The 26049-nt window shown below is 36.0% G+C and carries 29 protein-coding genes and 1 pseudogene; 15 read left to right on the top strand and 15 right to left on the bottom strand.

Annotated elements, in window-relative coordinates; genetic code table 11:
- Positions 1-10: 10 nt before the first annotated feature.
- From ortA to FNOD_RS08510, 10 genes are all read left to right on the top strand, one after another.
- Positions 11-346 (top strand): 2-amino-4-oxopentanoate thiolase subunit OrtA, encoded by a 336-nt coding sequence (ortA, locus tag FNOD_RS08550; protein WP_011994771.1) that lies wholly within the window; start codon positions 11-13, stop codon positions 344-346.
- Positions 343-1770, top strand: coding sequence for a 2-amino-4-oxopentanoate thiolase subunit OrtB (gene ortB / locus FNOD_RS08545; protein WP_011994770.1), 1428 nt, complete (start codon positions 343-345; stop codon positions 1768-1770). The genes ortA and ortB overlap by 4 nt, the downstream gene beginning before the upstream one ends.
- Positions 1770-2153 carry an ornithine aminomutase subunit alpha gene (locus FNOD_RS08540; protein WP_011994769.1) on the top strand — a complete coding sequence of 128 codons (384 nt, stop codon included), beginning with the start codon at positions 1770-1772 and terminating at the stop codon, positions 2151-2153. Before ortB ends, FNOD_RS08540 begins: the two co-directional genes overlap by 1 nt.
- On the top strand, positions 2153-4354 hold the full coding sequence (oraE, locus tag FNOD_RS08535) for a D-ornithine 4,5-aminomutase subunit OraE (protein ID WP_011994768.1): 2202 nt from the start codon (positions 2153-2155) through the stop codon (positions 4352-4354). Before FNOD_RS08540 ends, oraE begins: the two co-directional genes overlap by 1 nt.
- A 33-nt stretch (positions 4355-4387) precedes the next feature.
- Positions 4388-5965, top strand: coding sequence for an L-glutamate gamma-semialdehyde dehydrogenase (pruA, locus tag FNOD_RS08530; RefSeq protein ID WP_011994767.1), 1578 nt, complete (start codon positions 4388-4390; stop codon positions 5963-5965).
- 171 nt (positions 5966-6136) lie between these two features.
- On the top strand, positions 6137-7486 hold the full coding sequence (locus FNOD_RS08525; protein WP_011994766.1) for a transglutaminase-like domain-containing protein: 1350 nt from the start codon (positions 6137-6139) through the stop codon (positions 7484-7486).
- A 23-nt stretch (positions 7487-7509) separates the two neighbouring features.
- Positions 7510-8538, top strand: coding sequence for an L-Ala-D/L-Glu epimerase (locus FNOD_RS08520; RefSeq protein ID WP_011994765.1), 1029 nt, complete (start codon positions 7510-7512; stop codon positions 8536-8538).
- Between the two features lie 73 nt (positions 8539-8611).
- Complete coding sequence (locus tag FNOD_RS09775) at positions 8612-8800, top strand: hypothetical protein (RefSeq protein WP_202965503.1); 189 nt, start codon at positions 8612-8614, stop codon at positions 8798-8800.
- Between the two features lie 24 nt (positions 8801-8824).
- The gene (locus FNOD_RS08515) at positions 8825-9634 is read left to right on the top strand and encodes an ABC transporter substrate-binding protein (protein WP_337998415.1); all 810 of its coding nucleotides are present in this window, start codon (positions 8825-8827) and stop codon (positions 9632-9634) included.
- Positions 9610-10455, top strand: a complete 846-nt coding sequence (locus FNOD_RS08510) for a Fe3+ ABC transporter permease component-like protein (protein ID WP_011994763.1) — start codon at positions 9610-9612, stop codon at positions 10453-10455. The genes FNOD_RS08515 and FNOD_RS08510 overlap by 25 nt, the downstream gene beginning before the upstream one ends.
- 315 nt (positions 10456-10770) lie before the next feature.
- Here the strand turns inward: FNOD_RS08510 and FNOD_RS08505 are convergent, their stop codons facing one another.
- The gene (locus tag FNOD_RS08505) at positions 10771-12030 is read right to left on the bottom strand and encodes an IS110 family RNA-guided transposase (RefSeq protein ID WP_011994762.1); all 1260 of its coding nucleotides are present in this window, start codon (positions 12028-12030) and stop codon (positions 10771-10773) included.
- Positions 12031-12348: 318 nt separating this feature from the next.
- On the opposite strand from FNOD_RS08505, the gene FNOD_RS08500 reads away from it, so the two are divergent.
- Positions 12349-13497, top strand: a complete 1149-nt coding sequence (locus FNOD_RS08500) for an IS110 family RNA-guided transposase (RefSeq protein WP_011994508.1) — start codon at positions 12349-12351, stop codon at positions 13495-13497.
- Between the two features lie 156 nt (positions 13498-13653).
- Here FNOD_RS08500 and cas1 read toward each other — a convergent pair whose 3' ends face one another.
- From cas1 to FNOD_RS09520, 7 genes are all read right to left on the bottom strand, one after another.
- On the bottom strand, positions 13654-14658 hold the full coding sequence (gene cas1 / locus FNOD_RS08495) for a CRISPR-associated endonuclease Cas1 (RefSeq protein WP_011994761.1): 1005 nt from the start codon (positions 14656-14658) through the stop codon (positions 13654-13656).
- Positions 14659-14726: 68 nt separating this feature from the next.
- Positions 14727-15170 (bottom strand): ribonuclease HI, encoded by a 444-nt coding sequence (locus FNOD_RS08490; protein WP_011994760.1) that lies wholly within the window; start codon positions 15168-15170, stop codon positions 14727-14729.
- Between the two features lie 245 nt (positions 15171-15415).
- Complete coding sequence (locus tag FNOD_RS08485) at positions 15416-15763, bottom strand: hypothetical protein (protein ID WP_011994759.1); 348 nt, start codon at positions 15761-15763, stop codon at positions 15416-15418.
- Positions 15764-15782: 19 nt separating this feature from the next.
- Entirely contained in the window at positions 15783-16307 is a 525-nt protein-coding gene (locus tag FNOD_RS08480) for a hypothetical protein (protein ID WP_011994758.1), read from the bottom strand.
- A 39-nt stretch (positions 16308-16346) separates the two neighbouring features.
- Positions 16347-16796, bottom strand: a complete 450-nt coding sequence (locus tag FNOD_RS08475) for a hypothetical protein (protein ID WP_011994757.1) — start codon at positions 16794-16796, stop codon at positions 16347-16349.
- Between the two features lie 169 nt (positions 16797-16965).
- Positions 16966-18360, bottom strand: a complete 1395-nt coding sequence (locus tag FNOD_RS08470) for a DUF2828 family protein (protein WP_041256981.1) — start codon at positions 18358-18360, stop codon at positions 16966-16968.
- A gap of 117 nt (positions 18361-18477) precedes the next feature.
- Entirely contained in the window at positions 18478-18630 is a 153-nt protein-coding gene (locus FNOD_RS09520; RefSeq protein WP_238374586.1) for a hypothetical protein, read from the bottom strand.
- 188 nt (positions 18631-18818) lie between these two features.
- Here FNOD_RS09520 and FNOD_RS08465 point away from each other — a divergent pair.
- Positions 18819-19627 (top strand): annotated as a pseudogene (locus tag FNOD_RS08465) (transposase family protein).
- Here the strand turns inward: FNOD_RS08465 and FNOD_RS08460 are convergent.
- Positions 19628-20872, bottom strand: coding sequence for a CPBP family intramembrane glutamic endopeptidase (locus tag FNOD_RS08460; protein WP_011994754.1), 1245 nt, complete (start codon positions 20870-20872; stop codon positions 19628-19630).
- A gap of 1 nt (position 20873) precedes the next feature.
- Positions 20874-21284, bottom strand: coding sequence for a hypothetical protein (locus FNOD_RS08455; RefSeq protein ID WP_011994753.1), 411 nt, complete (start codon positions 21282-21284; stop codon positions 20874-20876).
- Positions 21285-21479: 195 nt separating this feature from the next.
- On the opposite strand from FNOD_RS08455, the gene hisE reads away from it, so the two are divergent.
- Positions 21480-21659 carry a phosphoribosyl-ATP diphosphatase gene (gene hisE / locus FNOD_RS10005; RefSeq protein WP_082204756.1) on the top strand — a complete coding sequence of 60 codons (180 nt, stop codon included), beginning with the start codon at positions 21480-21482 and terminating at the stop codon, positions 21657-21659.
- A gap of 153 nt (positions 21660-21812) precedes the next feature.
- Positions 21813-22538, top strand: a complete 726-nt coding sequence (locus FNOD_RS08450; protein ID WP_033192267.1) for a glycogen/starch/alpha-glucan phosphorylase — start codon at positions 21813-21815, stop codon at positions 22536-22538.
- Here FNOD_RS08450 and FNOD_RS09885 read toward each other — a convergent pair.
- On the bottom strand, positions 22480-22908 hold the full coding sequence (locus FNOD_RS09885) for a hypothetical protein (RefSeq protein ID WP_236938358.1): 429 nt from the start codon (positions 22906-22908) through the stop codon (positions 22480-22482). The genes FNOD_RS08450 and FNOD_RS09885 overlap by 59 nt on opposite strands.
- Positions 22909-22932: 24 nt before the next feature.
- On the opposite strand from FNOD_RS09885, the gene FNOD_RS09880 reads away from it, so the two are divergent.
- Positions 22933-23532, top strand: a complete 600-nt coding sequence (locus tag FNOD_RS09880; RefSeq protein ID WP_158510139.1) for a DDE-type integrase/transposase/recombinase — start codon at positions 22933-22935, stop codon at positions 23530-23532.
- 321 nt (positions 23533-23853) lie between these two features.
- On the opposite strand, the gene FNOD_RS08440 is transcribed toward FNOD_RS09880, so the two are convergent.
- From FNOD_RS08440 to FNOD_RS08430, 4 genes are read right to left on the bottom strand one after another with little or no spacing between them, the layout of a single operon-like run.
- Positions 23854-24324: a pyridoxamine 5'-phosphate oxidase family protein gene (locus tag FNOD_RS08440; RefSeq protein WP_011994751.1), complete on the bottom strand. Its 471-nt coding sequence runs from the start codon at positions 24322-24324 to the stop codon at positions 23854-23856.
- An 18-nt stretch (positions 24325-24342) separates the two neighbouring features.
- Complete coding sequence (locus FNOD_RS10000) at positions 24343-24543, bottom strand: PD-(D/E)XK nuclease domain-containing protein (protein WP_420794727.1); 201 nt, start codon at positions 24541-24543, stop codon at positions 24343-24345.
- A 55-nt stretch (positions 24544-24598) separates the two neighbouring features.
- Positions 24599-25549, bottom strand: coding sequence for an IS3 family transposase (locus tag FNOD_RS08435; protein WP_187146486.1), 951 nt, complete (start codon positions 25547-25549; stop codon positions 24599-24601).
- 32 nt (positions 25550-25581) lie between these two features.
- Positions 25582-25998, bottom strand: coding sequence for a transposase (locus FNOD_RS08430; protein ID WP_011993257.1), 417 nt, complete (start codon positions 25996-25998; stop codon positions 25582-25584).
- Positions 25999-26049 lie beyond the last annotated feature (51 nt).

Here is a 26049-nt window from a genome sequence, read left to right as displayed (position 1 = left end):
GTATTTTAAAATGCTTGCACGTAAAGGCGATTGGGTCCAAATAGAAGTGACCATCTTATCGCCGGAAGAAAGAGCTCCACAAGTACCTGAAGATACAAAAAAAGTTCCTCTTCAAATGCGCGTAAAAGGTTTCCTTATAAATGAAATAGCTTCACTTGACGCAACCGTAAGCATTCAAACAATGACTGGGCGAATAGTCACGGGGAGATTGGTTGCAATTAATCCAAAATACGAACATGATTTTGGAGAGCCAATTCCAGAATTAATAACCATTGGAAAAGAATTGAGAGAGATTTTAGAATCCCCTGAAGGAAATAGTAAGCAAAATGGCGGTGATCAAAAATGACACCAACAAGAGATTATTCATACAACGCGGTTATGGCCCGTCGAGCCGAAATAATGAAAAAAGCTGTTGGCATAGATTACGAAAAGTTCATAATTCAAAATTTTGCATTCGATTACGAACGCATGATGCAAGAAGTAGGGTACACAATAGAAGAAGTTAGAAAGATACAAGCCGAAACATGCGTTGGAAACACACCTCTTGTCGAACTCAAGAATATAAACAGACTCATCAAAAAATTAGCACCTAAGGGCAAAGGAGCAAGAATATTCTTGAAAGATGAAGCAACAAATCCTTCGGGAAGTTTCAAAGATAGGCGAGCAGCCGTTAGTGTTTATCACGCGCAAAAGTTAGGTTACAAAGGAGTTATTGCAGCAACAAGTGGAAATTATGGTGCAGCGGTCGCGTCTCAAGCAGCTAAAAGAGGTTTGAAATGCATTATCGTCCAAGAATGTTACGACAGCCACTGGAGAGGCCAACCGGAAATTTTGGAGAAAGGTAGAGCGTGTGAAGCTTATGGTGCTGAAGTTGTTCAACTTACCGTCGGTCCAGAACTTTTTTACTACACACTAAGACTTTTGGAAGAAACAGGTTATTTTAACGCGTCACTTTATTCTCCGTACGCAATAGCCGGGATAGAGACGTTAGGATACGAAATTGCGGAACAGATGAAAGAACTCACAGGAAAATTCCCAGATGCAGTTGTAGTTACACACGCAGGTGGTGGGCTAATTACTGGAACTGCAAGAGGATTGAAAAAAGCTGGAGCAACAGAAACAAAGATAATTGGCGCAAGCGTTGATTTGAGAGGACTGCATATGGCAAGTGACAACGATTTTAATAAAAAGTACTTCACAACTGGCCATACTGGTTTTGGCATACCATTTGCCGTATTCCCAGACAGATCGGATGTCCCAAAAAATGCCGCAAGACCTCTCAGATACATGGATAGATATGTTTTAGTTACCCAAGGCGAAGTATTTTACGTTACAGAAATGCTTGCAAACTTGGAAGGCCTACAAAGAGGGCCTGCGGGTAACACATCTTTAACTGCGGCAATAGCTCTTGCTTTAGAAATGGACGAAGACCAAACAATTGTTGTTAACGAAACAGAATACACAGGCGCTGGAAAATTACCATCTGCTCAATTAACTTTTGCCAAAAAGATGGGAATGGTAGTAAAAAGAGGAGATCCAATAAAGGAGGATAAACCAGGTAAAGTAATCGCAATACCTGAGCACCCATCTCAGATAGGATACATAGAATATCCTGTTGAAGAAATGAAAAAAAGTTACTTGAAAGAACTTATAAAACGTGAAGGAAGGAACCAATTTACAGAAAAAGAATTGGAATTTCTCAAAGAAGATTTGAGAGCCACTGAAGAAGAAATTAAAAAATGGATTTCAGAAATTTCGGAGGTGTTATGATGAAACCAAGGCCGGACGATTTTGTAGAAAGGTCAAAACACTTGCAAAACATGACAGACGAAGAATTAAACGCATATTTTTGGAGTCTTGTTGAAAAAATTGTCGATCCATTAGTTGAACTCGCTAGAACACATACTTCACCATCGATTGAAAGGTCAGTACTTTTGAGAATGGGATTTAACAGTATCGAAGCTAAGAAACTAGTTGATATGATTTTCGAAAAAGGACTTCTTGGCAAAGGTGCTGGCCATATTGTTTGGCGAATTGCAAAGGAGCATAACATCGATTATATAGAAGCAGGTAGAAGAATGATTAACGGTCAATACTGGGATGATGTGGATAGAATATTCAAAGGTATTAATAAAGGGGCGGTGAGTAAATAATGGACAAACTCGACCCAAGAAAACAAATCGACGTTGAAGAAATATTAAAAGACTTAGATAAATATAGACCTAAGAGAAGAGGTTGGACTTGGAGAAAGAAATTGCCAGAAGGGACAAAAATAGACAGATACGATTATCACCAAATAAGTGAGCTTTTGAAAAACAGTATACCACTACCTGCTGCTCACTATTTCAACAACATAGATCCTCAACCAGATGTTGTTATAACTTCCGAAATCGCTTCAGGAAGGTTTGAAGACGATATTAGGCGTATGAGAATGGCGGCATGGCATGGTGCTGACCATATTATGGTTATCCGCACACTTGGTCAATCACACTTCGATGGTCTTATAGAAGGGACACCAGAAGGTGTAGGTGGAATCCCTATAACAAGAAAACAAGTTAGAGCAACAAGAAAAGCCCTTGATTTAATCGAAGAAGAAGTTGGAAGACCGATAAATTTCCACAGCTACGTTTCGGGCGTCGCAGGTCCAGAAATTGCAGTTTTATTCGCTGAAGAAGGAGTTAACGGCGCACACCAAGACCCACAGTACAATGTCTTATACAGGGGTGTCAATCCAGTCAGGTCATTTGTAGATGCTGCAGTTGCAAAAAAGATAATGGCATGGGCAAATATGCTCCAAATAGATGGTGCACATAACGCCAATGCATCAGCAAAATTGGCATGGACCGTTATGCCAGAATTACTGGTCCAGCATGGTATCAATTGTATGTATTCTGTCAAAGTTGGTATGCCAAAAGAAAACATCGCACTTTCAACAGTCCCACCAGTAATTGCTCCACTTCCAGAAATGCGTATCGATTTACCATACGCTGTCGCACTTAGAGAACTTTTCCAAGGCTACAGATTTAGAGCGCAGATGAATACACGATACATTGAATCTGACTTATTCGACGCAACAAGAGCGCATGTTCTCAACGCAGTACTTTCAAGACTAACAAGCGCGGATTTACAATCAACAATTACACCAGACGAAGGAAGAAACGTTCCATGGCATATAAATTCCATACGTGGTGTGGAAACTGCAAAGCATACATTGCTTGCAATGGACGGAATTAAAAAATACGTAAAGATAGACCAAGAAGCGATAAGGGAAAAAGTTAGAGAACTAAAAATGCGAGCTATACTAATGCTCGAAGAGATAATCGAAATGGGAGGCTATTTCGAAGCTCTTGAAGCTGGAATGTTCGTTGACAATGGATATTATCCAGAAAGATTCGGCGATGGAATAGCGAGAAAAAAAGATGGAGAATTAGCCGCCGGTACGGTTGTACCAAGAGACCACGATTACATGGCACCAGTTTGTGAACACTTTGGTTACAATAACTTACCTGAAGGGTTGGAAAAACCATGCGACTTAATTAACGGATGTACGTTCCATAATCCTGATAAAATACAGTTCATTGATGAGCTTGATGAAACAGATAACGTTAATTTAAGACTTGAAAAAATTAAAGATATGAAAAAACGAAACGTGATAAAACCTGAAGTTGAATGGTTTGCCGATGGTTGGATACAGCTAGATATGACTTTCTCATTGCCCGAAGAATACGCAGAAGCCGCGGCACTTGCCGTATGTGAAAAACTTGGTCTTGAGGAACCAACAATTATAGCTAAGACAGTACTTCACCCATCTGAAGGTACATACGTTGAAGTAAAAGCAAAAGTGCCATTTGAAATTAAAATCGATGAACTTGAACTTCCTAAGAAACCAGAAACTTTACCTGAAGAAGAACTTTTCAGCTTCGTCGAAAAACGCCCAATTAAAGTTGTAGCTGCCACTGTTGGTGAAGACGAGCATTCAGTTGGCTTAAGGGAAGTACTTGACATAAAACACGGTGGTATAGAAAAGTATGGTATAAAATATGTTTACCTCGGTACAAGCGTGCCACCAGAAAAATTAATTGATGCTGCCATAGAAACCGGAGCAGACGCTATTTTGGCATCGATGATAATTACACATAACGATGTGCACATCAAAAATATGAGAAGATTAAACGAACTGGCGATAGAAAAAGGAATAAGGGATAAAGTACTCATCATAGTCGGAGGAACACAGATAAATAACGACATGGCAATAGAAAATGGAGTAGACGCAGGTTTTGGCAGAGGGACGAAAGGTATCCATGTAGCATCGTTTATTGTCAAAAAACTAAAAGAAAGAGAATCTCAAAAATAATAAAACTCAAATTCAAAAAAAGGGGGGAGCGTTGTGGGGTACGAAGTAACAGATTGGACAATTATTCCACCATTTAAAAATGAGCCAGTAACAGATTTTTCCAAACCAGAAAATGAAACAAAGATGAAAGAAGCTCTTGAAAAAGTCTACAAAGAATTTGGAAAAGAGTACGATATTTTTATAGGGGGAAAACCTTACAAAACAGAGAAAAAGATTAAATCGATAAATCCTAGTAAATTTGATGAAATCGTTGGTTATGTGAACAGCGCAAACGAGGAACTTGCAGAAAAAGCTTTGGAAAATGCATGGGAAGCGTTTAAAACGTGGAGCAGAACTCCTGCCCATGTTCGTGCAGAGTATTTGTTAAAAGCTGCCAAAAAAATAAGAGAAAGGAAATTTGAATTCGATGCTTGGCTTGTGTACGAAGTTGGAAAGAATTGGGTAGAAGCCGATGCAGATGTTTCTGAAGCAATCGATTTCTTAGAATTTTACGCGAGAGAAATGGTAAGGTACGCTTCAGAACAACCATTGGTAAGAATAACTGGTGAATACAACGAACTTAGATATATACCTTTAGGTGTAGGTATAGTTATACCACCTTGGAACTTCCCACTTGCCATTTTGGTAGGAATGACAAGTGCAGCGGTTGTTACTGGAAATACTGTCGTTTTAAAACCTGCAAGCGATAGTCCTGTAATTGCGGCTAAGTTCTTTGAAGTGCTCCAAGAAGTTGGTTTACCAGATGGCGTTGTTAACTTCTTACCAGGAAGTGGTGCACTCGCCGGTGAATTTCTCGTTAAACATCCAAAAACAAGGTTTATAAGTTTTACGGGTTCAAAAGATGTTGGACTAAGAATACACGAACTTGCGGCTAAACCTCAACCTGGTCAGATATGGATAAAACGTACAGTCCTTGAAATGGGTGGAAAAGATGCCGTAGTTGTTGATGAAACAGCGGATTTAGATGCTGCTGCTGAAGGAATAGTTGTAAGCGCGTTCGGTTATCAAGGTCAAAAATGTAGCGCAGGTAGCAGGGCAGTTATAGTAAAAGAAGTATACGATAAAGTTATCGAAAAAGTTATCGAACGAATATCAAAGATAAAAATGGGAGATGTTAGATACAAAGAAAATTGGCTTGGTCCAGTTGTAAATAAAAGCTCAATGGAAAAAATACTTGCGTATATAGAAATAGGGAAGAAGGAAGGGCAACTCATATACGGTGGAAACGGTAGAGAAGACCTTGGTGGCTATTTCATTGAACCAACTATATTTAAAGATGTTCCATGGGACGCAAGGATTGCCCAGGAAGAAATATTCGGCCCTGTTCTTGCTATTATAAAGGCAGAGGATTTTGACGACGCTCTAAGAATAGCAAATGCAACAGAATACGGTCTAACTGGTTCGCTTTACAGCAAAGATAGAAACAGAATAGAACGCGCAAAAGAGGAATTCCACGTTGGAAACCTTTACTTCAACAGAAAGTCTACAGGAGCGCTTGTTGGAGTACATCCATTTGGTGGATTTAACATGTCTGGTACTGACAGCAAGGCTGGTGGAAGAGATTACCTCGGTTTGTTCTTGCAAGCAAAAGCGATAAGCGAAAAGATATAATTTTCCAAAAAACTAAAAAACAATATCGCAGCTCGTAGCAATGGGCTGCGATATTGTTTTGTTGAAAAATTAACATAAGAACTTGAAAATAAATTTTGAGAATTTAAAAAAACAGAGTAAAATTATAGTATGGTAATATGTAAAATTATGCTATTGATTGGGGGGATTGTTTTGGAATTTCTCATCTTTCCAACACCGGAGGATATAAAGTTCGATATCTTAGCTGGAAAATTCAAACGTGCCGAACATAAAATAAAAGAAAGAATCGAACATAAGATTCCTAAAGGCTTAAACAAAAAATTGCACTTCGAACTTTACCGGATAGTTTTATTAAAAAAAGCATACAGCATCTCAGAAAAAGAGGCGTATAACATTTTAAAAAAGAAAGTAAAAAATCTTACTAAAGGTGAATTCAAACAATTGATGAAAAACGGTATTCTCGATTGGATGTATGTAAATGATACCCCATACTTTGAAAAAAGATTCGATAGTAATTTATTCTTCAATTATCCACATTTTAAGGAACGTCAAAAAATAGATAAAAATACGAAGTTAACTCAAAAAAGAAGAAATATTATAAACAAAGCAATTACAAGGTTAATAGATGGTGGAAAACCTAAAACATACGAAATCCAAGCTAAGATAACTCTAAAAAGAGAGCATCCCTCCGATACAAAAGTCAGAGTTTGGTTACCGTTTCCAAAAGAAGAATTTCAGCAATCTGATGTAAAATTGATATCCGCAAGTCACGATGTAAAAATAGCCCCAAACTCAGTTGGACAAAGAACAGTTTACATGGAAGGAAAAGATAACGAAGAATTTTACGTTGAGTTTTCTTATAAAATCCACGAGTGGATTGGTTTCGATGGGCTATATAAAAACAAACCGTCCAGCGAAGACCTCTCGGAAAAACTTCCACATATAAGATTCACTCCATACCTTTGGAACCTCATCGATTTGATTTTTCACGATGAAAACATAGAAAATGTCAGTGATATAGCAAAGGCAAGAAGGATATACGATTTTGTAACGCTAAATGTTAATTATTCATATGTGCTACCGTATGCTATCTATGATAATATACCAGAGTATGTTGCAACTGTTTTCAAAGGTGATTGTGGTTTTCAAGCTTTGCTATTTATAACTTTGTGCCGAATGGTTGGAGTTCCAGCAAAATGGCAATCTGGATGGAGTATTACGTCAATTGGCGCTTCATCGCATGATTGGGCAATAATTTATTTGGAAGATTATGGTTGGGTACCGGTTGATTTATCGTTCGGTGGAGGAAGAAAGGATAACGAGGACCTTAGATTATTTTATTTCACAAACCTTGATGGTTTCAGAATGTTTGCGAATACAGAGTTCCAAGGTGATTTTGAACCACGAAAGATCTCTTGGAGACTTGACCCTTACGATAATCAAACAGGTGAAATGGAAATCATTACAAAAGAAGAAGATGGATACGTTATTGACCTCGAAAGTAAAATAGAAGTACTTAAATTTCAGCCTTGTAAAAAATAAATAAACAAAAGGGGGAATGCGAATTGGCAAAGATTAAATCCGTAAAATTTAAGCTCAATCGATTTGAATACGTTAAACCATTTCACATTACAAACAACATTTCATATGAGACACAAAATATCGAAGTGATTTTAGAACTTGAGAATGGAGTTGTAGGTTACGGTGAAGCATCACCATCTTTTAGAGTTAACGGTGAGAAAATCTCAGCTTTGATGGGATTTGAAAACGCTGTTCAAGAAATGATTGTTGGAATGGATGTAAGAGAGTACAGGAAAATTTTCGATATTACCGACTCACTAAAAGGCGTTCCAAGCATAAAAGCTGCTGTACAATACGCCGTACTCGATGCGTTTAGTGAAGAAATAGGCGTTCCGGTTTATCAAATATTAGGCGGGGCAAAAAGAGAAATAGAAACAGATTACACTGTGAGTATAGGTACAATCGAAGAAAGGTTAGAAGATGTAAAAAAGATAATTTCGCAAGGGCACAGAGTTATAAAAATAAAAGTTGGCGAAAACTTAGAGGAAGATATACAAGCTATATTAGCGATACATGAAGTAAGTAAAGGTTGCAAATACATAGTTGATGCAAACACAGGTTACACTCCAAAACAAGCTGTAAGATTTGTAACGGAAGTGTACCGCGCAGGGGTGGATATATCGGTATTTGAACAACCAGTCGCGATAACCGATATCGATGGTTTAAAATACGTTAGATGGAACTCCCCATTCCCAGTTGCAGCAGATGAAAGTGCAAGAACGAAATATGACGTCTTAAGACTTATCAAAGAAGAAGCGGTTGATTATATAAATATCAAACTAATGAAATCTGGCATAAGCGATGCGCTTGCAATCGTCGAAATTGCAAAAGCCGCCAATATAAGATTGATGCTAGGTTGCATGGCTGAGTCGAGCCTTGGAGTAAATCAAAGCGTACACTTCGCACTCGGCACAGGAGCTTTTGATTTCCATGACCTTGATAGTTCTTTGATGCTTAAAGAACCAAATTTCAGAGGAAAGTATAAAATAAGTTTACCATTTTATAGTGTATAATATTCTCAATCCAAAAAACAGGAGTCAACTATGTAAAATTAAATTTTGAGTAGAAGACGAAAATGTATGATCGATGTTGAATTTCTCGCGCTTTTTCATCATAGCAACTATGAGGAAAGTCTTGGCTTTGCTTGTTGTGATTTTGACCACATTTTTTGTTTTTGCAGCAAATTATGTAAATGCTTACACAACTCTTGAAGAACCATTAGCAAAAGTTTTATTTGCAGAGTTTGAGAAAGAAACAGGAATAAAAGTCAACTGAGTAAGGCTCTCAACTGGTGAAGTCATAGCGAGATTGGAAGCGGAAAAACAAAACCCACAAGCTTCGATATGGGTTGGTGGAGTTGGTGTCTTTCACGTTGAAGCAAAATTAAAAGGTTTAACCACGCCATACAGAGCTCCCTACAGTCAATTCATTGATGAAAAATTTAAAGATCCAGATGGTTACTGGATAGGACTTTACGTGGGGCCATTAGCTTTTGCAACAAACAAGAACAAAGCAAAAGAGCTCGGAATTAATCCTCCAATAAGTTGGGCAGATTTACTCAAACCTGAGTACAAAGGATTAATTAGAATGGCTAACCCAAACACATCTGGTACAGCTTACAACGTTATTACAACACTTGTAAACATCTACAAAAGAGATGAAGCTAAAGTTTTTGATTATTTGAAAAAGCTTGATGCAAACGTCAACATGTACACAAAATCAGGTTCAGCACCAGGAAAAGATTGTGCAATTGGTGAAACAACTATAGCTATTGGTTATTTACATGACTTAGTAAAACTACAAAAAGAAGGTGCACCGATTGTTATAACACTACCAAGAGAAGGAACCGGCTACGAAATAGCAGCTATGTCACTTATAAAAGGTGGAAAAGAACCTCTTGAAGCTAAAAAATTGTACAACTGGATACTTGGGGATAAGGCACAAGCAATTATCGCAAGTTGGTATGTTATACCACTTTCACCAAAAGCTCCAAAAAATAAATTAGTTTACAAACTTGAAGATATAAACCTAATTCAACAAGATTTACTCTGGGAAGCTCAAAATAGAGAGAGGTTAGTAGAAAAATGGAACAAAGAAATTGGAAAATAATAAAATTTTTAGCTGTTATAACCATAGTATTTATAATTCTTTTCTGGATTAGAACAACCATAAAGAACGAATTCTCCCGCATGGAGCGGGAGAATTTACTTAAACTTGCTAATTCAATCTCTATGACCGACTCAGAAAAAATTAAAGAGAATTATCAGGGCTTGGAATATTATGTTTATGACTTTGAAGGTAATTATGAGGAAAGCTTGGAGGGTTTAAATAATACTATAAAAAATCTACCAGATTTTTCTTATGGCGAAGAACACGCATTGTATGAAGAAATTTACATTTCTCCAAAAATAATAACGATTAATAATAAAAAGTATTTCGTTGTCTTTTCACCCATTGTAAAAGACTATGAAGTAGTTGCAATAATGGTGCAACTTCACAACGCAGAAGATACTATCAAATTGCTTAACACAATAGATATAATGTTTTTAATAGCACTTACAATATTTGTTATCGGATTTGCTATAGGGATATTCTCGACAAATCCTGTGACAACTTACGCAATTATTATTACGTTCGTCGTTGTATTAGTATTCATCGTCTACCCACTTTACGAAGCTGTTAAACTGACATTCACACGGACCGGAACATTTACATTTAATGTATGGAAGACCATTTTGACTGAAAAAAACTACTTAAAAGCATTTTTCAATAGTATATTGCTTGGTACATTGACTGCAACAGTTTCAACAATCATTGGATTTTTGTTCGCGTTCTTAGTTACAAGGACTAGCATCAAAGGCAAAAAATTTATATCAACTATGGCAACATTGCCAGTCATTTCTCCTCTTCAAAGAAATATTTTTGATTAGCCTCCTGAAATACGTTTTTTCTTATTTTTTCAAAAAATTCTTACTTCCCTTTCTTTTCCAAAAGAGTTTATCTAAAATCTTAATAATTTTAATTTTTTATCTTTAATGAATTAATTCATTATTTTTATGTCGCTTTATTCCTTCTTAGATTATTTTTTTTAACTACTTCCCCACCATTTTCCCTCAAACTAACCCTCTTATGCCCACCTGGTTTGTTCCACACTCTCACATTCCTTCGTCCTATTTGAGGTATGGTGAGTTTGCTTATTCTCGTATCCTGGTTACTTTCCTAATGGAGGTGACCGGCTTTCTCACCTATACATATACTCTCTCCGGTTCATATCTTGTCTTGCTTTTCACTAACTTGAATATTATCCTTATCATTTTCAATCCTATTGCTATCAATGCTTGTGTCTCTTTTAATGGATTTTTTTCTCTTTTCCTCAGTTTTAAATATTTTTCCATTATTTCACGGTTATGTCTTATCACCGTTTTTGCCATCAAGTATATTATTTTCCTCAGTAACGGCCGCCCTCTTTTTGTTATCCGCGTTTTTCCTTTGTGTTCTCCAGAACTTTCTTCGTACAGGTTCAATCCAGCTAATTTCCTTATTTGTTTCCAGCTTTTAAACCTGCTTAACCCTCCTGTCTCTCCTAATATCGTGGCTGTCATTACCGTTCCTATCCCTGGCACACTTTCTATATATTCCCCTTCTTCTGTTTCTTCTATCATTTTTTTCATCTCTTCTTCTAGCTCTTGAATTTGTCTTGTTAATAGCTCTATTTCTTCCAATAGCATCCTTAATTTCATTTTCGCACTTTTTTGCCCTGCTCTTACTCCTACCGATTCTCTCGCTGCTTCGTATATCTTCCGCGCCCTACTTTTCCAGTCTTTCCCCTTTGTCGATTCTTTCAATACACTTTCTATTTCTTCTACTCCAACTCTTAATATCTCTTCTGGAAATGGATAGGTCTTTAATAATTTCATCGAACCTTCCGAAAATATGTTTTTGTATATCTTCTTATACTCAGGAAAGTATTCGTCTATTATAGCTATTACAATATTTTTTGAATTTTTTCTCTTACTTACTAATTGTTCCCTTGTCGTGGTTAATACTTTTAACTCACTATACACATCATTTGATAAATGCATATCGAAATATCTTCCATCTTTGATTAATTTGGCTATTAATCCTGCATCTTTCTTGTCATTTTTACTAGGTGAGTTATCATCAAATTCTTTGCTTTTCTTCACATGATATGGATTTACTCCAACAAGATAATTTACTTGCTCGTTAGATTTCATTTGCCAAGCTAAAACCTTCCAATAATGCCCTGATGGTTCCATGCCTAAGATTACGTTGTTTAACCCTTCCTTTTGCTTAATAATTCTTATTTTTTCCTCTAACATTTTAATACCATCTATGGTATTATTAATCTTGAAAGGGCTAATCAAATCAATTCCACGATAATCAGTCATCCTAACCCAATGATTTCTTTTAGCAACATCAATACCGACAATTAGAGTGTCTTGAGAAATTCTTGAAACTTTTGGATTAACATACTTTTGTTCCATGGTATCGCCTCCTGATTTTAGTGTGATGGGGTAATTATATATTATCAGGAGGCGATACTTTTTTCAAAATCTATTTTTCCTTACAGGAATGCTCGTATAATAAGTTCGGTAAAAATTAAAATTGGTCTTTGAAAATTGAATGCATATTTTTTAACACCTCTGGTAAAATAGTTTCAGGTTGCCCCTCCTTGAGACTTTGTTCTCTTAAATAAGATTGCCTAACTAGAGTACAGCTTTTTACTTGCCGGAAAATGTTTTGCCTCGTTTTCTTATGTACCGCGAGGTTGTAAGGCTGTACTCAATCCGGAGGTGATTCCTTTGGCTATTTTAGCTATTGATGTCTCAAAGAACTATCTTTCTTTCTTTTCTGATTTCATCGGTAGTGGGACTGTTGAGAACTCTCCTCAAGGTATTGTTGAACTTTTTAACAAAGCTTTTGCTTCTTCTTCCGATTTTTCTCTTGTCCTTGAATCAACTGGTGTTTTTTCTTTTAATGTCGCTAACTTCTTCTTTCAAAACAACGTACCTGTCTTTTGGGTTAAAACTGATAACATTAAGCTCTATCGCAAAATTCTCAATCGTCCTAAAACTGACAAAATCGATGCTGAACTTATTTTCTCTATCGCTTCTAAATTTCCTGAGTCTTTAGTCCCTTTTGTCAATAACTCATATATCATCTCTGAGCTTCGTAATCTCACCAGACTTTATTTAAAGTTCAACGAAGATATCGCTCGATTGAAACTTAGGCTCTATTCGTATGTTTCTCTTTATTTCCCTAAACTTGACTTTAAACTAAATAAGACTTTCGAATGCCTGCTTAAAGATTATACAATCGAAGAAATCGCAAACATGCCAATTGAAGAGTTATTTGAATATATTGCGAAAATTTCCAGACACAATGTCTCTTCACAAGTCTTAGCAGAAAAACTCCAAACTCTTGCTAAAGATGCCTTGAGGTTGTCTGTTAATCCTTCAAACACTCTGAGAATATCTATTGTTTCCACTATCGATTTGATACAGCACTATGAAAAACAAATCGAACTAGTAAAGAAAGAAATAAGTAAATTACTTAAAGTAATTTCGAACACACTAACAACAGTCAAAGGGATAGGAGAAATAACTGCAGCTGGAATTATAGCCGAAATAGGAGACATCAATCGTTTCGAAAAAGCCTCAGCGTTAGCATCATACGCAGGGCTTGTATGGACAATCAATCAAAGTGGAAATTACAAATCAGAAAACAACCAACTAACGAAAAAAGGGAACAAGTATCTAAGAACATACCTAGTAATGGCAGCGAACGGAGTAAAGACATACGATCCTGTATACAAAGAATATTATCGCAAAAAGTACGCAGAAGCAACAACACACAAACACATGAGAGCGCTAATATTAACTGCAAGGAAATTAGTAAATTTAGTGTATTATTTACTAAAGAACAACGTACCGTATGTACCGATGAAATAGGTAAAAAGAACGAAATCAAGTATGTGAAGAATGAAAGTGAAATATTAAGTTATTGAAAGTCAAAGTGTTGACTAGGTTTTTTATTTTTCTATTTTTTCTCCTCTTGACTTATTACCGGAAATCTTTTTTGAGGTTGTTCCCAAGTTATATATGACATTAAATTTTTTCTAAGTAGTATGGCTGGTATTTTTCTTCGTCGCCTAATACGACTCTTGCATAATGTCGTGCTTGTTTTTCGAATATTGTACGTATGTAATTTTCTTCTGAATCTAAGTGGTATTTGAGTTTTTGTTTCATCATTTGTTCGTATTCAGTTATGTATTTTTTCATACCGTCTTTTGTGAAGTAGTAGATATCGTTTTCACGTTTTTCAAAGTCTTCCTTTTTTATTGTTTTTAGGTTGATTAGGTTCAAAACAAAGTTGTCGATTATCACACATCTGAATTCTTCAACTAAGTCAAATAATAGTGATTGTTTTGAAACATCTATTGTGTGTAGATTCCCAAAGTATGGATCAAGTCCAACTGCATTTATTGCTAATAACATTTCTACATACAGAAAGTAATATCCAAGTGAAAGCATTGCGTTTATTTCATCTTTCGGCGGATGTGCTGTTCTTCCATTGAATGTGAGTTCTTCTGTTCGTATGCATTTTTTGAAACCAGAGAAGTATATTTTTGAGCCTATTCCTTCATAACCTCTGACTTCATCGACTGTTTTCGCTTTGTTGACTTTTTCTATTACTGTTCTTATTCCAGCTCTTTCTTCACTTAATAATCCTTTTGGGAGGTTTTTGCTTTTCTGGGTTAGGAAGTTGTAGTAGTTTTGTAGTTTGCCTTGGACTATCGATTTGGATATTTCGAGTTGGAACTGTTTGTCGGTTGCTCTTTCGTATTGTTTAAGTCTTAGGAGTACGTTTCTGTATTCGTCTGTATAGAGTTTTCCCCTGTATCTTCCGTGTTGTGTCATGAAGATTACTTCGATTTTGTTATCGAGGCAGTAGTTAATCATTTGAGATGTTAGCGTGATGTTTCCAAGTAGGTTGATTCTTTCTATTTTTTTGAGTGGTATTTCGTCTAATACTTGTTTGGCTTTGGTTATAATCATTCTGCCATCTTTTTTAGCGAGTACTGTTCCTTGTTCTAAGACATATATTGTCATTTTTTCCACCTTCTTGTTAGGTTGTTAGAAAAACCCCGACTTGCGTCGGGGGAAGGGAGAGTAATTTACTAAGCTGACGCAAGTACTTCGTTTAGTTTTCTTCTTACAGCTCTATCGAGTCTGTTGTGTATTTCGTGGTAGTGTCCTTTTACTTTTTCAAAGAGTATCTTGCAACCTAAGGATTGTTGGAGTATTCTGAATTGTTCAACGTAGTTTCGTAAGTATCCGTTTCTTGCTTGTGCTCTTGGGTTGGTAAGTATGCTTTTAATTAGTTCAAGGTCATAACAGAGTATGATGGTGTAGTTGTTTAGTTCACCGTAATTTCTTTTAAGGTATTTGAGTGCTTCAAGGACGGCTTTGAGTTCAGCTTCAACGTTTTGAAGTGTAGTACCAGGTCTTGACGTTGAAACTTTTATTGTTCCGTCAAAACCAAAGCCGTAAAGCATGAATCCGTAGGAGATCATGCCGTTCTTGTAAGAGCCGTCAGTATAGACTCTTATTACTCCGTTCATACTTTACACCTCCAATTTTTAGGTTATTTTTGTTTTCCAAATTAAGATGGACATTAATTTGAAAAAGCATGGGTACCGGTTTGATCCTGTACCCAAAGTTTAGTATTTTAGTATGTAGTGAGAGTAGTGAAAGTGTAATTTGTTAGGGGGTTCCAAATTAGTTGGGACATTATTTATTCGGGGTGTGGGGGTAATAGTGTGGGTTTGTGTGGAGGTTCAATTTCAGAAGCGATAGCGCTCTTAATTTAGTAATCTAAATAATGTACAATTTCCCACTCGCATTCGTCTTGTATTGTTTGAAAAAAGTCTAAGTCTATACTGTAATCTTGGAAAGTAGTAATCGGTTCAGCATGTTGGTACTTTTCTTCGTTGAATTCACCGTAAATGTAGTATATGTTTCCATCTATTTCACCAACTTCGGGGACTGAGTCTAAGATTTCAAATAAAACGTAGTCTGGTTTCTGAGAGTCTTCTTCGCAATCTATCCAAATCCAGTTTGGTAGATTGTCTAATTCTTCAGCTTTGACAAGTATTGTCATCATGCCTACGTCACCTATGAATTTACCAAACAGTATTCTTTCCATTCTTTCCATGTTCTTCCTCCTTTCTTTTCTATATTCCAAATAAGAACGCAAAGTGCAGAACTACGAATGGTACATGTTTAAATATAGCTTTGAAATCTTCAAATGGTACGTTGTATTTGTCGTTTACAACTGCCGCAAATTGTAATGTGTTGATGCGTAATACAAATACGAAGAGAAATAAAGCTATTGTTAAAAGACCAACGTGAAACGCGGAGTTCAGTATGCTGTTTAGGGTTACTTTCAATTTTAGTTTTCTCGTACTTGCAAATTTTATTGCTATATATGTGTAATATATACCACCGTTAATGATGTAATTAGCTATCATGTAGGAAAAGTACGTTGCTAAAAGAAATTTGAGTATGCTACCACCGTAAATAGTAGCTATTATTACTGGATCGATAACAAACGAGATTAGAATTGATAAGCCAAATGCGATAATGTCGTTGTTGTTAATTAGAGTGAACATGAATTTTTTGTGTGATGCGTCGTTTTGGGTCATAATCTCAAGCATTTCTTTTACTTCAGGTTCTGTTAAAGGAATGAAACCAAACATATTTTCTACCTCCTTTTTTGATTATTTTCAGAGTTGGAGTCATAGTGATTGTAGTTTGTTTTTGAGTGAGGAGTTTAGTTTTTTCCTAATTTCTTCGTCAATATAATTGTGTATTGGGTTGTTTGTTACTTTCTTAAAGATCACTTCGCACTTAAGGTGTTCTTCAAGTGTTCTAAATTCCGTGGCGTAGTTTTCATAATATGGGTTTTTAAGCTGCAGTTTTCTGTTGTATATAATGTCCTTTATCAGGTTGAGGTCGTAGTATAGTATTATTTTTCCGGTATTTGTAGTCCAGTAGTTTCTGTAAATGTGTCTAAGTGCTTCAAGTACAGCTGTGATTTCGGCTTCTACGTTTTGAAAGTGCGTAGTTGGTCTTTTAACTTGTACGTCGATAGCTTTTGAGCAATCGCTGTTGTGAATTACATATCCGTATGCGATCAGTCCTCCTTTAAACGCACCATCAACGTAGATCTCTATTGGTCTGTCCAAAATAATACACCTCCTTGCTTTGAATTTCAGGATGGAATTTCCCAAATTAAACAGGACATTTGTTATGGTGGGAAAGTTGATAATTGACGTGATTGTAGAGGTTATCTTTGGGCGTAAGAAAGCTACTTTCTAATTGTGTTAGAAAGTAGCTTTTTTAGAGAGTGGATGGTTAGTTTGGTATGTTAACTTTGTATTTTTCAACTGTAGCGTAGAGCACGCTCATTGGTGAGAAATCCGATGCAAAGACGTATTTTAGTACTGATGGGCTGAAACCTGAGATTAGAACCGTATTTGGTGTGTTGACCGTTGCAGGGCTTCCTGCGTATCCTGCTGTGTTCCAGTAAACGATTTTCGGTGGTATGTATCCATTTTCTTGGAATTGTTTTAAGACTTTTTCAACTTCTGTTCCTTCCCCTTCCACACCCATGTGGAATTGCATATCTGAGACGATGAGTAAGACGTCTGGTAGTTGTTCTTGTCTTAGGTTGTAAAATCTTGCCGTATCAAGGATCAATTTCAATGCTTTATCTATCCTCGTGGCACCACAAGCACCATCGAAAATTTCTCTGTTCGTAACCGCTTCGCTGAATTTCATACCGTTCCAGTTCTTAAACTCACTTTCTGATTCGAAAGCTATGAATTTCTTGTGGAATGGGTTATCTTGTGGGATTTTTGCAGAGCAATACAGAGCAAGTCCTATGGAAATATCGACTGCCTGTATTGAACCACTAACAGGAACTGACATGCTTCCCGAGGTGTCGGAGATTACTATGACTTTGTAATTTTCCGGCATGAAGTTTGGTAAATTTTCAAATTGAAGGTCTGCTAATTCTTTATCGCCAAAGAAGACTGTTCTTACACAGTCGTGTGGATAGAGTGCTTGTGTATTTATCTTAGCTTCTCCGTTAGAAAGTTTGGATTTGTATGTTTCAAAGCCTTCTTTATCATGCCTTAAGAAGGCACGTGTGTATCTTGCCATTGCAACTGAAGGTACCTTTTCGTATTCGATTTCTTTCCACATGTCTTGGCACATTTTGTGCTCAACTATGTGTTGTTTTCTAATGTTAGCAAGTAATTTTCTTAAGCCTGCTTCGTTTAGACCAAGAGCACGTTGAACGGGTTTGTATTCTCTTTTCGCCCATTTAGCTGCAAGTACGTTTTTTTCAGTTATGGCTTCAGCCCAAAGTTTAGCTGCTTGGTCTTCAAGTGGTGTACCAAAGAGTATCTTAAGGTCGTCCCAACGACCGTATTCTGGGATTAAATGCATGTTTACTTCAAGCCATTTTGAGTCGTTTTTGGCAAGCCATCTGGCACATTTTCTAAAGCCACTGCGATTACCCGCCCCACCACGGCAGTCTCTAAGCCAGAAGAGTAGTTTCATGGCAAGTGCTCTATCTTCAATTCTATCGATTGCCCACATCTTCTGGAAAAGAGAAAGTGCGGATTCTTCTTGTCCGTAAAATGAGTATCTGCCTTCAAAGAGGCTTCCAGCTTTAGAGAAGAACTCAAGATGGTGATTGAGAGAGAATTCGTATGTATTTCCACCTTCGTTAGTTTTCATCATGCCAAGCACCCCCATCCTTGGGATTTTTTCCTTTTCATATATATAGACACCCAGGATGGAAATTTCTGACAAATGAAAAAAATATCGCAAAATGCGATATCGCATTTTGCGATATAACTATCTTTTTCTTGATTTACCAGATATGTGTTCGATTTCTATTTTTATAATGCTCACTCTCTGTATTGAATCTGCGATTTCACCTTTTATTTTCTCTAAGTTATTTGAATATTTCTTTCCTATCAGTTCAAGTGCATAGCGCTTTTCATCCACGAATGGGTATGGACATACTTACCAGATAGAAAAACAAAATAACATAAATGGAACTCTAAAAAGAATAGAGGCTGCCTCCATCCTGTTTGATATAATTAAAACATGTAACATCCCCTTTTATCGTATTACCAAATTCCTTCCAGGATGGGAGGTCAGCCTATGAATAATCATATCATGAACTAAGAAAACTGTCCCCTCAAAAAGCAAGAGAAGTTGTTCGTAAAGTTTTTGAAGCTAACAACCAGAATGTATCAAAGACAGCAAAGATATTAGGTATTGCAAGAGCAACAGTAAGAAGAGCTGTATACGATTGTTTGGAAGATAAGTCAAGAAGACCGAAAAACTCCCATTAGACAAAGAAAGCTTACCCAAAGAAGTATATCAGCACATGAAAAATTACAGATTGCCAAGATACGAATGGAATATGATAGACGTAGCAACCAGGACAAGATTTACAGCATACTCATATGAATTAAATTCAACGTTTGGATTTATGTTCATTTCGATAGTAGCGTTATGGTTAAGAGTGCACAATGTAAGATGGAGAATGAAAATACGGATGGATAACGGAATGGAGTTTTGCGCAGGAAGCGAAAGGAAATTGAACGAATGGAACGAGATATTTGAAAAGTTAGATTTACAGTTAAGTCCAATACCACCGAGAGCAAAACACTTGATGGGAGTAATAGAGAACAGCCATAGAGCGGATGATGAATACTTTTTGATGAACCATGCTGAAAGATGCAAGAATAAGGTTGAATTTTTAGACAAGGCACAAAGATGGCAAGACACGTGGAACAAAGCCAGACCAAGCAACGGAAAAGGGATGAAAGGGATGACGCCATATGAAAAATTTACAGAAAGCAAAATAATGGTATCAGGACATGTATACGAATATCCTGTGGTATTACTTGAGGAGGTATTCAGAAAAGTGGGGAGTTTGTATCATCTTTTCAATAAATTAACTGGTAAATATGTCTTCACCACCACCAGTTAATTAGCAGGCATCCTGGGAGACAGTAACTTTTGAAGAATTTGATGCAAGTTTTAAATACTTCAATGAAAAAATAAAAACCAGTATTGAAGAATAAATTACCCAAAAGTAAGCGTAAAAAATTTGAAATTCATCCCCACTGAACCTTGAAATAAGTGATGAAATTGTAAAAGCTAAAAAATTATACAACAAACCGTTTTCACGTACGAGAATTGCTACTAAAATTGCTACTGATAGAAGTATTACACTAAGTTTCATTTTCAAAACAATTTCGATTACTATTAATACAGTGCTTAGGCTTGGAATAAGAATGTATTCAAGCTTATGTATAATCTTTTGTTTTCTTAGGTGAACATAAAGAAATATGTATAAAATAGAAAAGTTTATAATGTTTTTTCCTTCTTTTACATTCAGAAAGAGGTTTAAAAATATGTACCAAAATGTTGTGTAAGTGTATGCCATAAACACCGAAAAGAAATTTTTGAATTTTTCAGAGAAGTAGAAAATAAAGATCGATACTGATGTTAAAACAAAAAGAACGCTCACGTACGTTTGAATATTGTTATACTTAGGATCAATAAATATCTCTTCTTTTTTTAAATCATACCCGTACAAAAACGGAATTGACAAAATAATGAGAAAATGCTGAGATTGAAGATAACACCATTGCAAAAAATCCATAAAATTGAGCTTTTTTCTTTCTTCTTTTTGAATAGGTAAAGTTGAATTTTTCTTATAATAAAAGTACAAAACTAAAAAGAACGAAACAAAAGATATAACTGCAGAATCTGAATAGGAAACTGATATAATAGGGAAAAATTGTTTTGGAATTTTTTGCCTAAATACATTTTCCAAAAAGTGCATTAAGGAAGTAAAAAGAACGGAATTCGTATAGTCAAATATTACACAATACTTTAACCCCAAAATGAAAATGTTAAATAACAAAAGAGGTGAAGAATAATATTGTGTGTGCGCAATTGAAAAGATAACTGACGAAAATATAGCGGCGATTATGGAATTTTTCCTTTTTCTTAAAAAACCATACAAAAATTTCCTGAATATAAGCTCTTCAAAAAATGCAATAACAAACATATAAAATACCCCACCATATGTGGGGACAAAGCTTTCTTGTGCTCCGTTTATTAAAGAAAAGAATATTACAAATAAGGTTACGAAAATTACATATTCAAAAATTCTACCACGATGGCTCAAAAATCGGTTTAAAAAACTATCCTTTGACTGTTTCATTTCACTCTCCATTTTCGGTTTTTTCAAAGTTATTCATTGTGAAGTAAGAGATTGGATATATTTGTTCTATAGTCAATGTACTTGAAATAACCTTTTTGTTATACTCCATCATCTCTTCCTCTTGAATTGCATTGTAAAGCTTCCATATAGCTTCTTCTGTAGTTTGCCCAATTGCTCTGACAGTCTTGATTCCAGTTTCTACTACACCTACGATATTAAAAAATTTATACACATACTTTGCTACCACTATAAATCCTTGCCAAGGTGAATTTAATTGATAATCAGAGAACGAATTATTGAACGAATTATTTTGCAATCTCAGAGTTTCCGCTTTTAGGACAGAGCCATTAATGAACAAAAAAAATAATGTTACCATTATCAAAAGAAATCTACTTCTTTCTTGAATCTTCATAATACTTCCTCCCCGTAATATTGATTTATATCCATCAAACCGGTTTGATGTTCTGACTAATTTTATTATAGTACAACTTCTTTTGATGACAATCGCGAGTAATTGTAAAAAAAAAAGAAATCTAATTAATTAATGCTCAATATATTTTCTAATCTTATGATTATTTATTATTTTGGCTTGTAGAAGGTTCTTGTTATAATACGATTCAAAAAATTCGGTGAAGAAAGTATCGAAGTTGTATTGGCAGCCATGGGAGAAGATAGAGAGCATTTGATATACAAATTAGCCGATTTGAAGTACCACCTCACGTTACTGTTGTCGGCGAAGGATATTGAATGGAGTGAATTTGTAAATGAACTGATTAGGAGGCATTAGCATCACAAAACAACATTTAATCGTCTAAAATTTGAGAATTCAAGAGTATGTTCGTTTTTCCTTGTGTATTTGACATTTTTCGAATTTAGTGTAAATTTTAAGATGGATTTTTGTTGGAAACGGTTCTGAAGTTTTAGAAAAGGGGTGCGGATGGTGGCAAGAAATAGCAAAAAACTAGACTTATCGACGCAATTTAAGTACCACATGCATCATTCCTTGGCGGAAAAAACGGAGTATTCCACGTTGCTACAGAAATTCTTTGCACTTTCCTACTCTGTTAGAGACCTGATTGCCGAAAAATGGCTCAACACAGAAGAGATAATCTACAAAAAGAAAGATCTGAAAATAGTCAATTATCTATCGATGGAATTTTTGATAGGTAGGTTGTTGTACAACAATATCTTGAACTTGAAAGCGGAAGATGAAGTTAAAGAACTTTTGAGTAAATACAACGTATCTCTCGATGAAATTGCGCTTTTGGAAGAAGATGCAGCGCTTGGTAACGGTGGACTTGGAAGACTTGCCGCCTGTTTTCTCGATTCCTTAGCCACCCTCGGTTGCCTTTCTTACGGATACACGATTAGGTATCAATACGGCCTGTTTAAACAAGCTATCGAAAATGGATTTCAAAAGGAACTCCCAGATGATTGGCTAAAGAATGGATATCCATGGGAATTTCCAAAGCCGGAAGAAGCGGTAAAGGTTAGATTTTTTGGCAGAAGTGAACCTTATACAGATGAAAAGGGTAATTTGAAATTTAGAGACTGTTCTAGACTGTTCGATAAAATTATGATAACCATCCGAATTCGTTGTATAATTCTTAAAGAGGGGTACACCCCCCTCCATCCTCACGAAAGTAGATTACCCTATGCCACGTAAATCCGACTTCTCCAATCGTCCTCGCTGTCCTTACTGCGATCATCCAACTAAAGTCTACATCAACGCTCACTATCATCGTCGTGCTCCCGATGGTTCTTTGGTTCAAGTTACCAGTTTCATCTGTTCTGAATGTAAACGCACTTTCTCTTTCCCTAAAGCTCAGCGTAAGAAACGCTTCGATTTCCCTTATCCTCGCTGCCCTCATTGTGATCGCCCCATGAAAATCTCCAAAGTCCGTCATTCTTACGTCCGTTTCCGTTGTCGCACTTGTGATTTCAAAACTAACGTTGACCTTTTTACTCTTTCTTTGGTTGAGTATTTCTCTTCTATCCGTTTTTCGCCTAAGTATCCTATTTCTGTCTGCTTGCATGCCTTTGAGCTTTTCTATTCTAATTTGTCTATCAGACAAATTAGAAATGTTTTAATTTCTCAAGGTTACTCTCCAAGTGTATCTACTATTTATCAGTGGATCATCAATCTTTCTAAAGCTATCGTATTTTCTCCTATCCTGTCTGATATTATCAACGTCGATGAGAAGTTTGAGAAAATCAAAATCGGTGATGAAAGACGTAATTTGTACATTTTCTTTGCCGTGAGTAAGTACAGAATCGTTAACTTTGTTGTTTCCACTAATCGTGATACTTTTGAAGCTTTGCAACTAATCTTTCCATGTAAACCTAAACTTGTTTACTCTGACGGTCTACCTTCCTATGCTGTAGCTTGCGAAAAACTCAATATCAAGCACAAAATCATCGATTCAAAGAAAAATCAACCAGCTGAATCAAGAAATAGTCTTCTTGCAATGTTTACTCAAGTTAGAAGAGGATTCAAAAAATTATCGAATGTGTTTTATTACATCAAAGCGTTTGTGGTAATGCACAATATCAAAAGAGAACTAAGAATAAAACATCAAGCAAAAAACTGGACAAAGATACAAAAACCGTTACTGAATTACTTGTTTGAACACCATCAAGAACTATTTGCACTACAGTAAAACAAACAAGTAAAGAAAAATCAAATCCAAGTAAAAAAGCAATGTGGAGACAGTGAAGATATTTTTTAGTGAAAAAAGCTTAGAAATTGACTATCAAAGAACGAAAATTACCAATTTCAAAAACCGACGAAGAAAAACGACAAAGGTTTTCAGAAACAAATCTTGATGAAGAACAAGAATTTTACTTTTTTGCCCTACTTTTTCATATCACCGAACAGTCTATTGGGATTTTTTCCTTTTCATATATATAGACACCCAGGATGGAAATTTCTGACAAATGAAAAAAATATCGCAAAATGCGATATCGCATTTTGCGATATACTATCTTTTTCTTGATTTACCAGATATGTGTTCGATTTCTATTTTTATAATGCTCACTCTCTGTATTGAATCTGCGATTTCGCCTTTTATTTTCTCTAAGTTATTTGAATATTTCTTTCCTATCAGTTCAAGTGCTCCGCGCTTTTCGTCTTCATTTTCAACTATTGAAGCTTTTCCAAAGGCAATTACGCTTTCATATGCAGTTGATAGTTCATCAGGCAAAATTTCGTAGCTTTTGACAATAGTAAAGCATACGTTTGAAAATTTTTTTATGTTTTCTATCTTATGACCTTCTTTAGCACAGTGAATATAGATATACTCTCCATCAAATGCATAGTTTACTGGTATCCCATATGGATATTCGCCGTTAAATGTTGCTAAGACACCATAATCACCGGATTTGAGTATTTCAAACGTTTGTTGTTCTGGTAATTCTCTATCTTTTCTACGCATAGGTGGAAATTTCTCCATCGTTATCAACCTCGCTTTTTACTTTGCCTCGATAACTTCGTAGGTCCATTCCTTTATGTTTTTTAACCGACTATCTATACTCACACCTATAAGATAACATTTCTTGCTTGTGAATCCTTCATAATATCTTCTTTCCTTTATCTGTTCAAGCGCTTCTTTTGCACTTTTGTCAACCTTCAGCTCAATTATATACGCAACCCCGTTGTTTTCTATCAGAATGTCTATTATCCCTCCCGGTTAAACCCCCTGTTTTTGGAGAATAATTAAGCGAGTCTCATTTTTTCACAACCACCACTCTGTTAATTGCGCCTTTCCTACTTTCTTGCTCGTTTAATAGTTCATCATATTCGCTCGGTGTCATATATCCTAATGATCCGTGCGGCCTTATCTCTTGGTAGAAGTATATGTATGCTTTGTATGCATTGTATACGTCTTCTATGTACTCAAATTCATTCATTTGTACGAATTCTCTCTCTACTACTGAATGATGTGACTCTATGTATGCTTGGCTGTTTGGATTGTTCTTGTATCCAAATTCATGCTCTATTCCCATTTCTTCCAGGTATCCTTCCGTTGCTTTTGATTTGAATTGTGGCCCATTGTCTGTCCTTATCGTCAGTTTCTTCGTATCTACTTTCCTGTATTCTATCGCTCTTTCTATGCATTCTATGAAGTTCTTCGATTTGCTCTTCTGTCCCAAATGTGTCCCTACTATCGTTTTGTCTCTCACGTCTATTATGTCAAGCATCGGTACGTATCCGTCTTTCTTTGTCGGTATGAATTTAATGTCTGCTTCCCAATATCTATTTGTCTCTCCTATTTCATGATCCTTTGGCCTTTTCTTTGGATGTTTTGCATGTTTCTTGTACTTACGTATTAGTCCGAGTTCTTTCCTCATTCTGTATATTTTCTTGTGATTTACTATTATTCCGTATCTTCTCTTCAGTACTTTCGAGAGCTTCTTGTCTCCAAGTGTCTTGATGTAGTATTCTGGATCATTACAGTTCTCATTCTCGTATATCGTAACTAAAAGTCCCTCTATTTCTTCGTCGCTGATTGTTTCCCCTGTTACCTTTGTTGAGTAGCCTTTGCATCTTCTTTTGCTCTTTCCCTTTATCCAATCTATTGAAAAGAACGTTCGTGTTGTTGCGTAAAATGTGCTTGAACTCATTTGAAACTTCCCTAAAAGATATCTTAGGCATACTCCAATTCTCTTGTACTTCAAACTTATTAACAATTCTCCAACATTTGTCGATTTTACTTTTGTTGATTCTCTTTCTTGCTGTTTGTTTTTTTTAATAACTCTATTTGGTCTAATGCTATCCTCAATTGTACTTCCTTCTCGAGCAGTATCTTCTCGTAGTATTCAAGTTTCCGTTTCAAGGCAATTGTGTCGTTCGGATTGGTTGAATCGTCTCTCCGAACACCTGCCGATTCAAAGATGAATGGCGGTATCTTTGAATAATCTGATATGATTGATCCCGGCCTTCCTCTGCTGACATTGAATACTGAATCATCGTATCCTGATTCCTTGTAATTCTTCAACCATCTGAAGAATATGCTGGGAGAGATTGAATATTTCTCACAAATCTGCGCTTGTGACTTATCACCGTTAAGATATTCCTTGACGACAGTAAGTTTGAACTCTGGAGAATACTCTTTCCTGCTCTGCATACGACTCACCCCTCTAAGATGAATTTTATCACTCTCCTAATTTCCCTCCAA

The organism is Fervidobacterium nodosum Rt17-B1, from assembly GCF_000017545.1.
Lineage (GTDB): Bacteria > Thermotogota > Thermotogae > Thermotogales > Fervidobacteriaceae > Fervidobacterium > Fervidobacterium nodosum.
The sequence above is the reverse complement of the archived record's forward strand: the minus strand, read 5'-3'. Positions and strand labels throughout refer to the sequence as shown.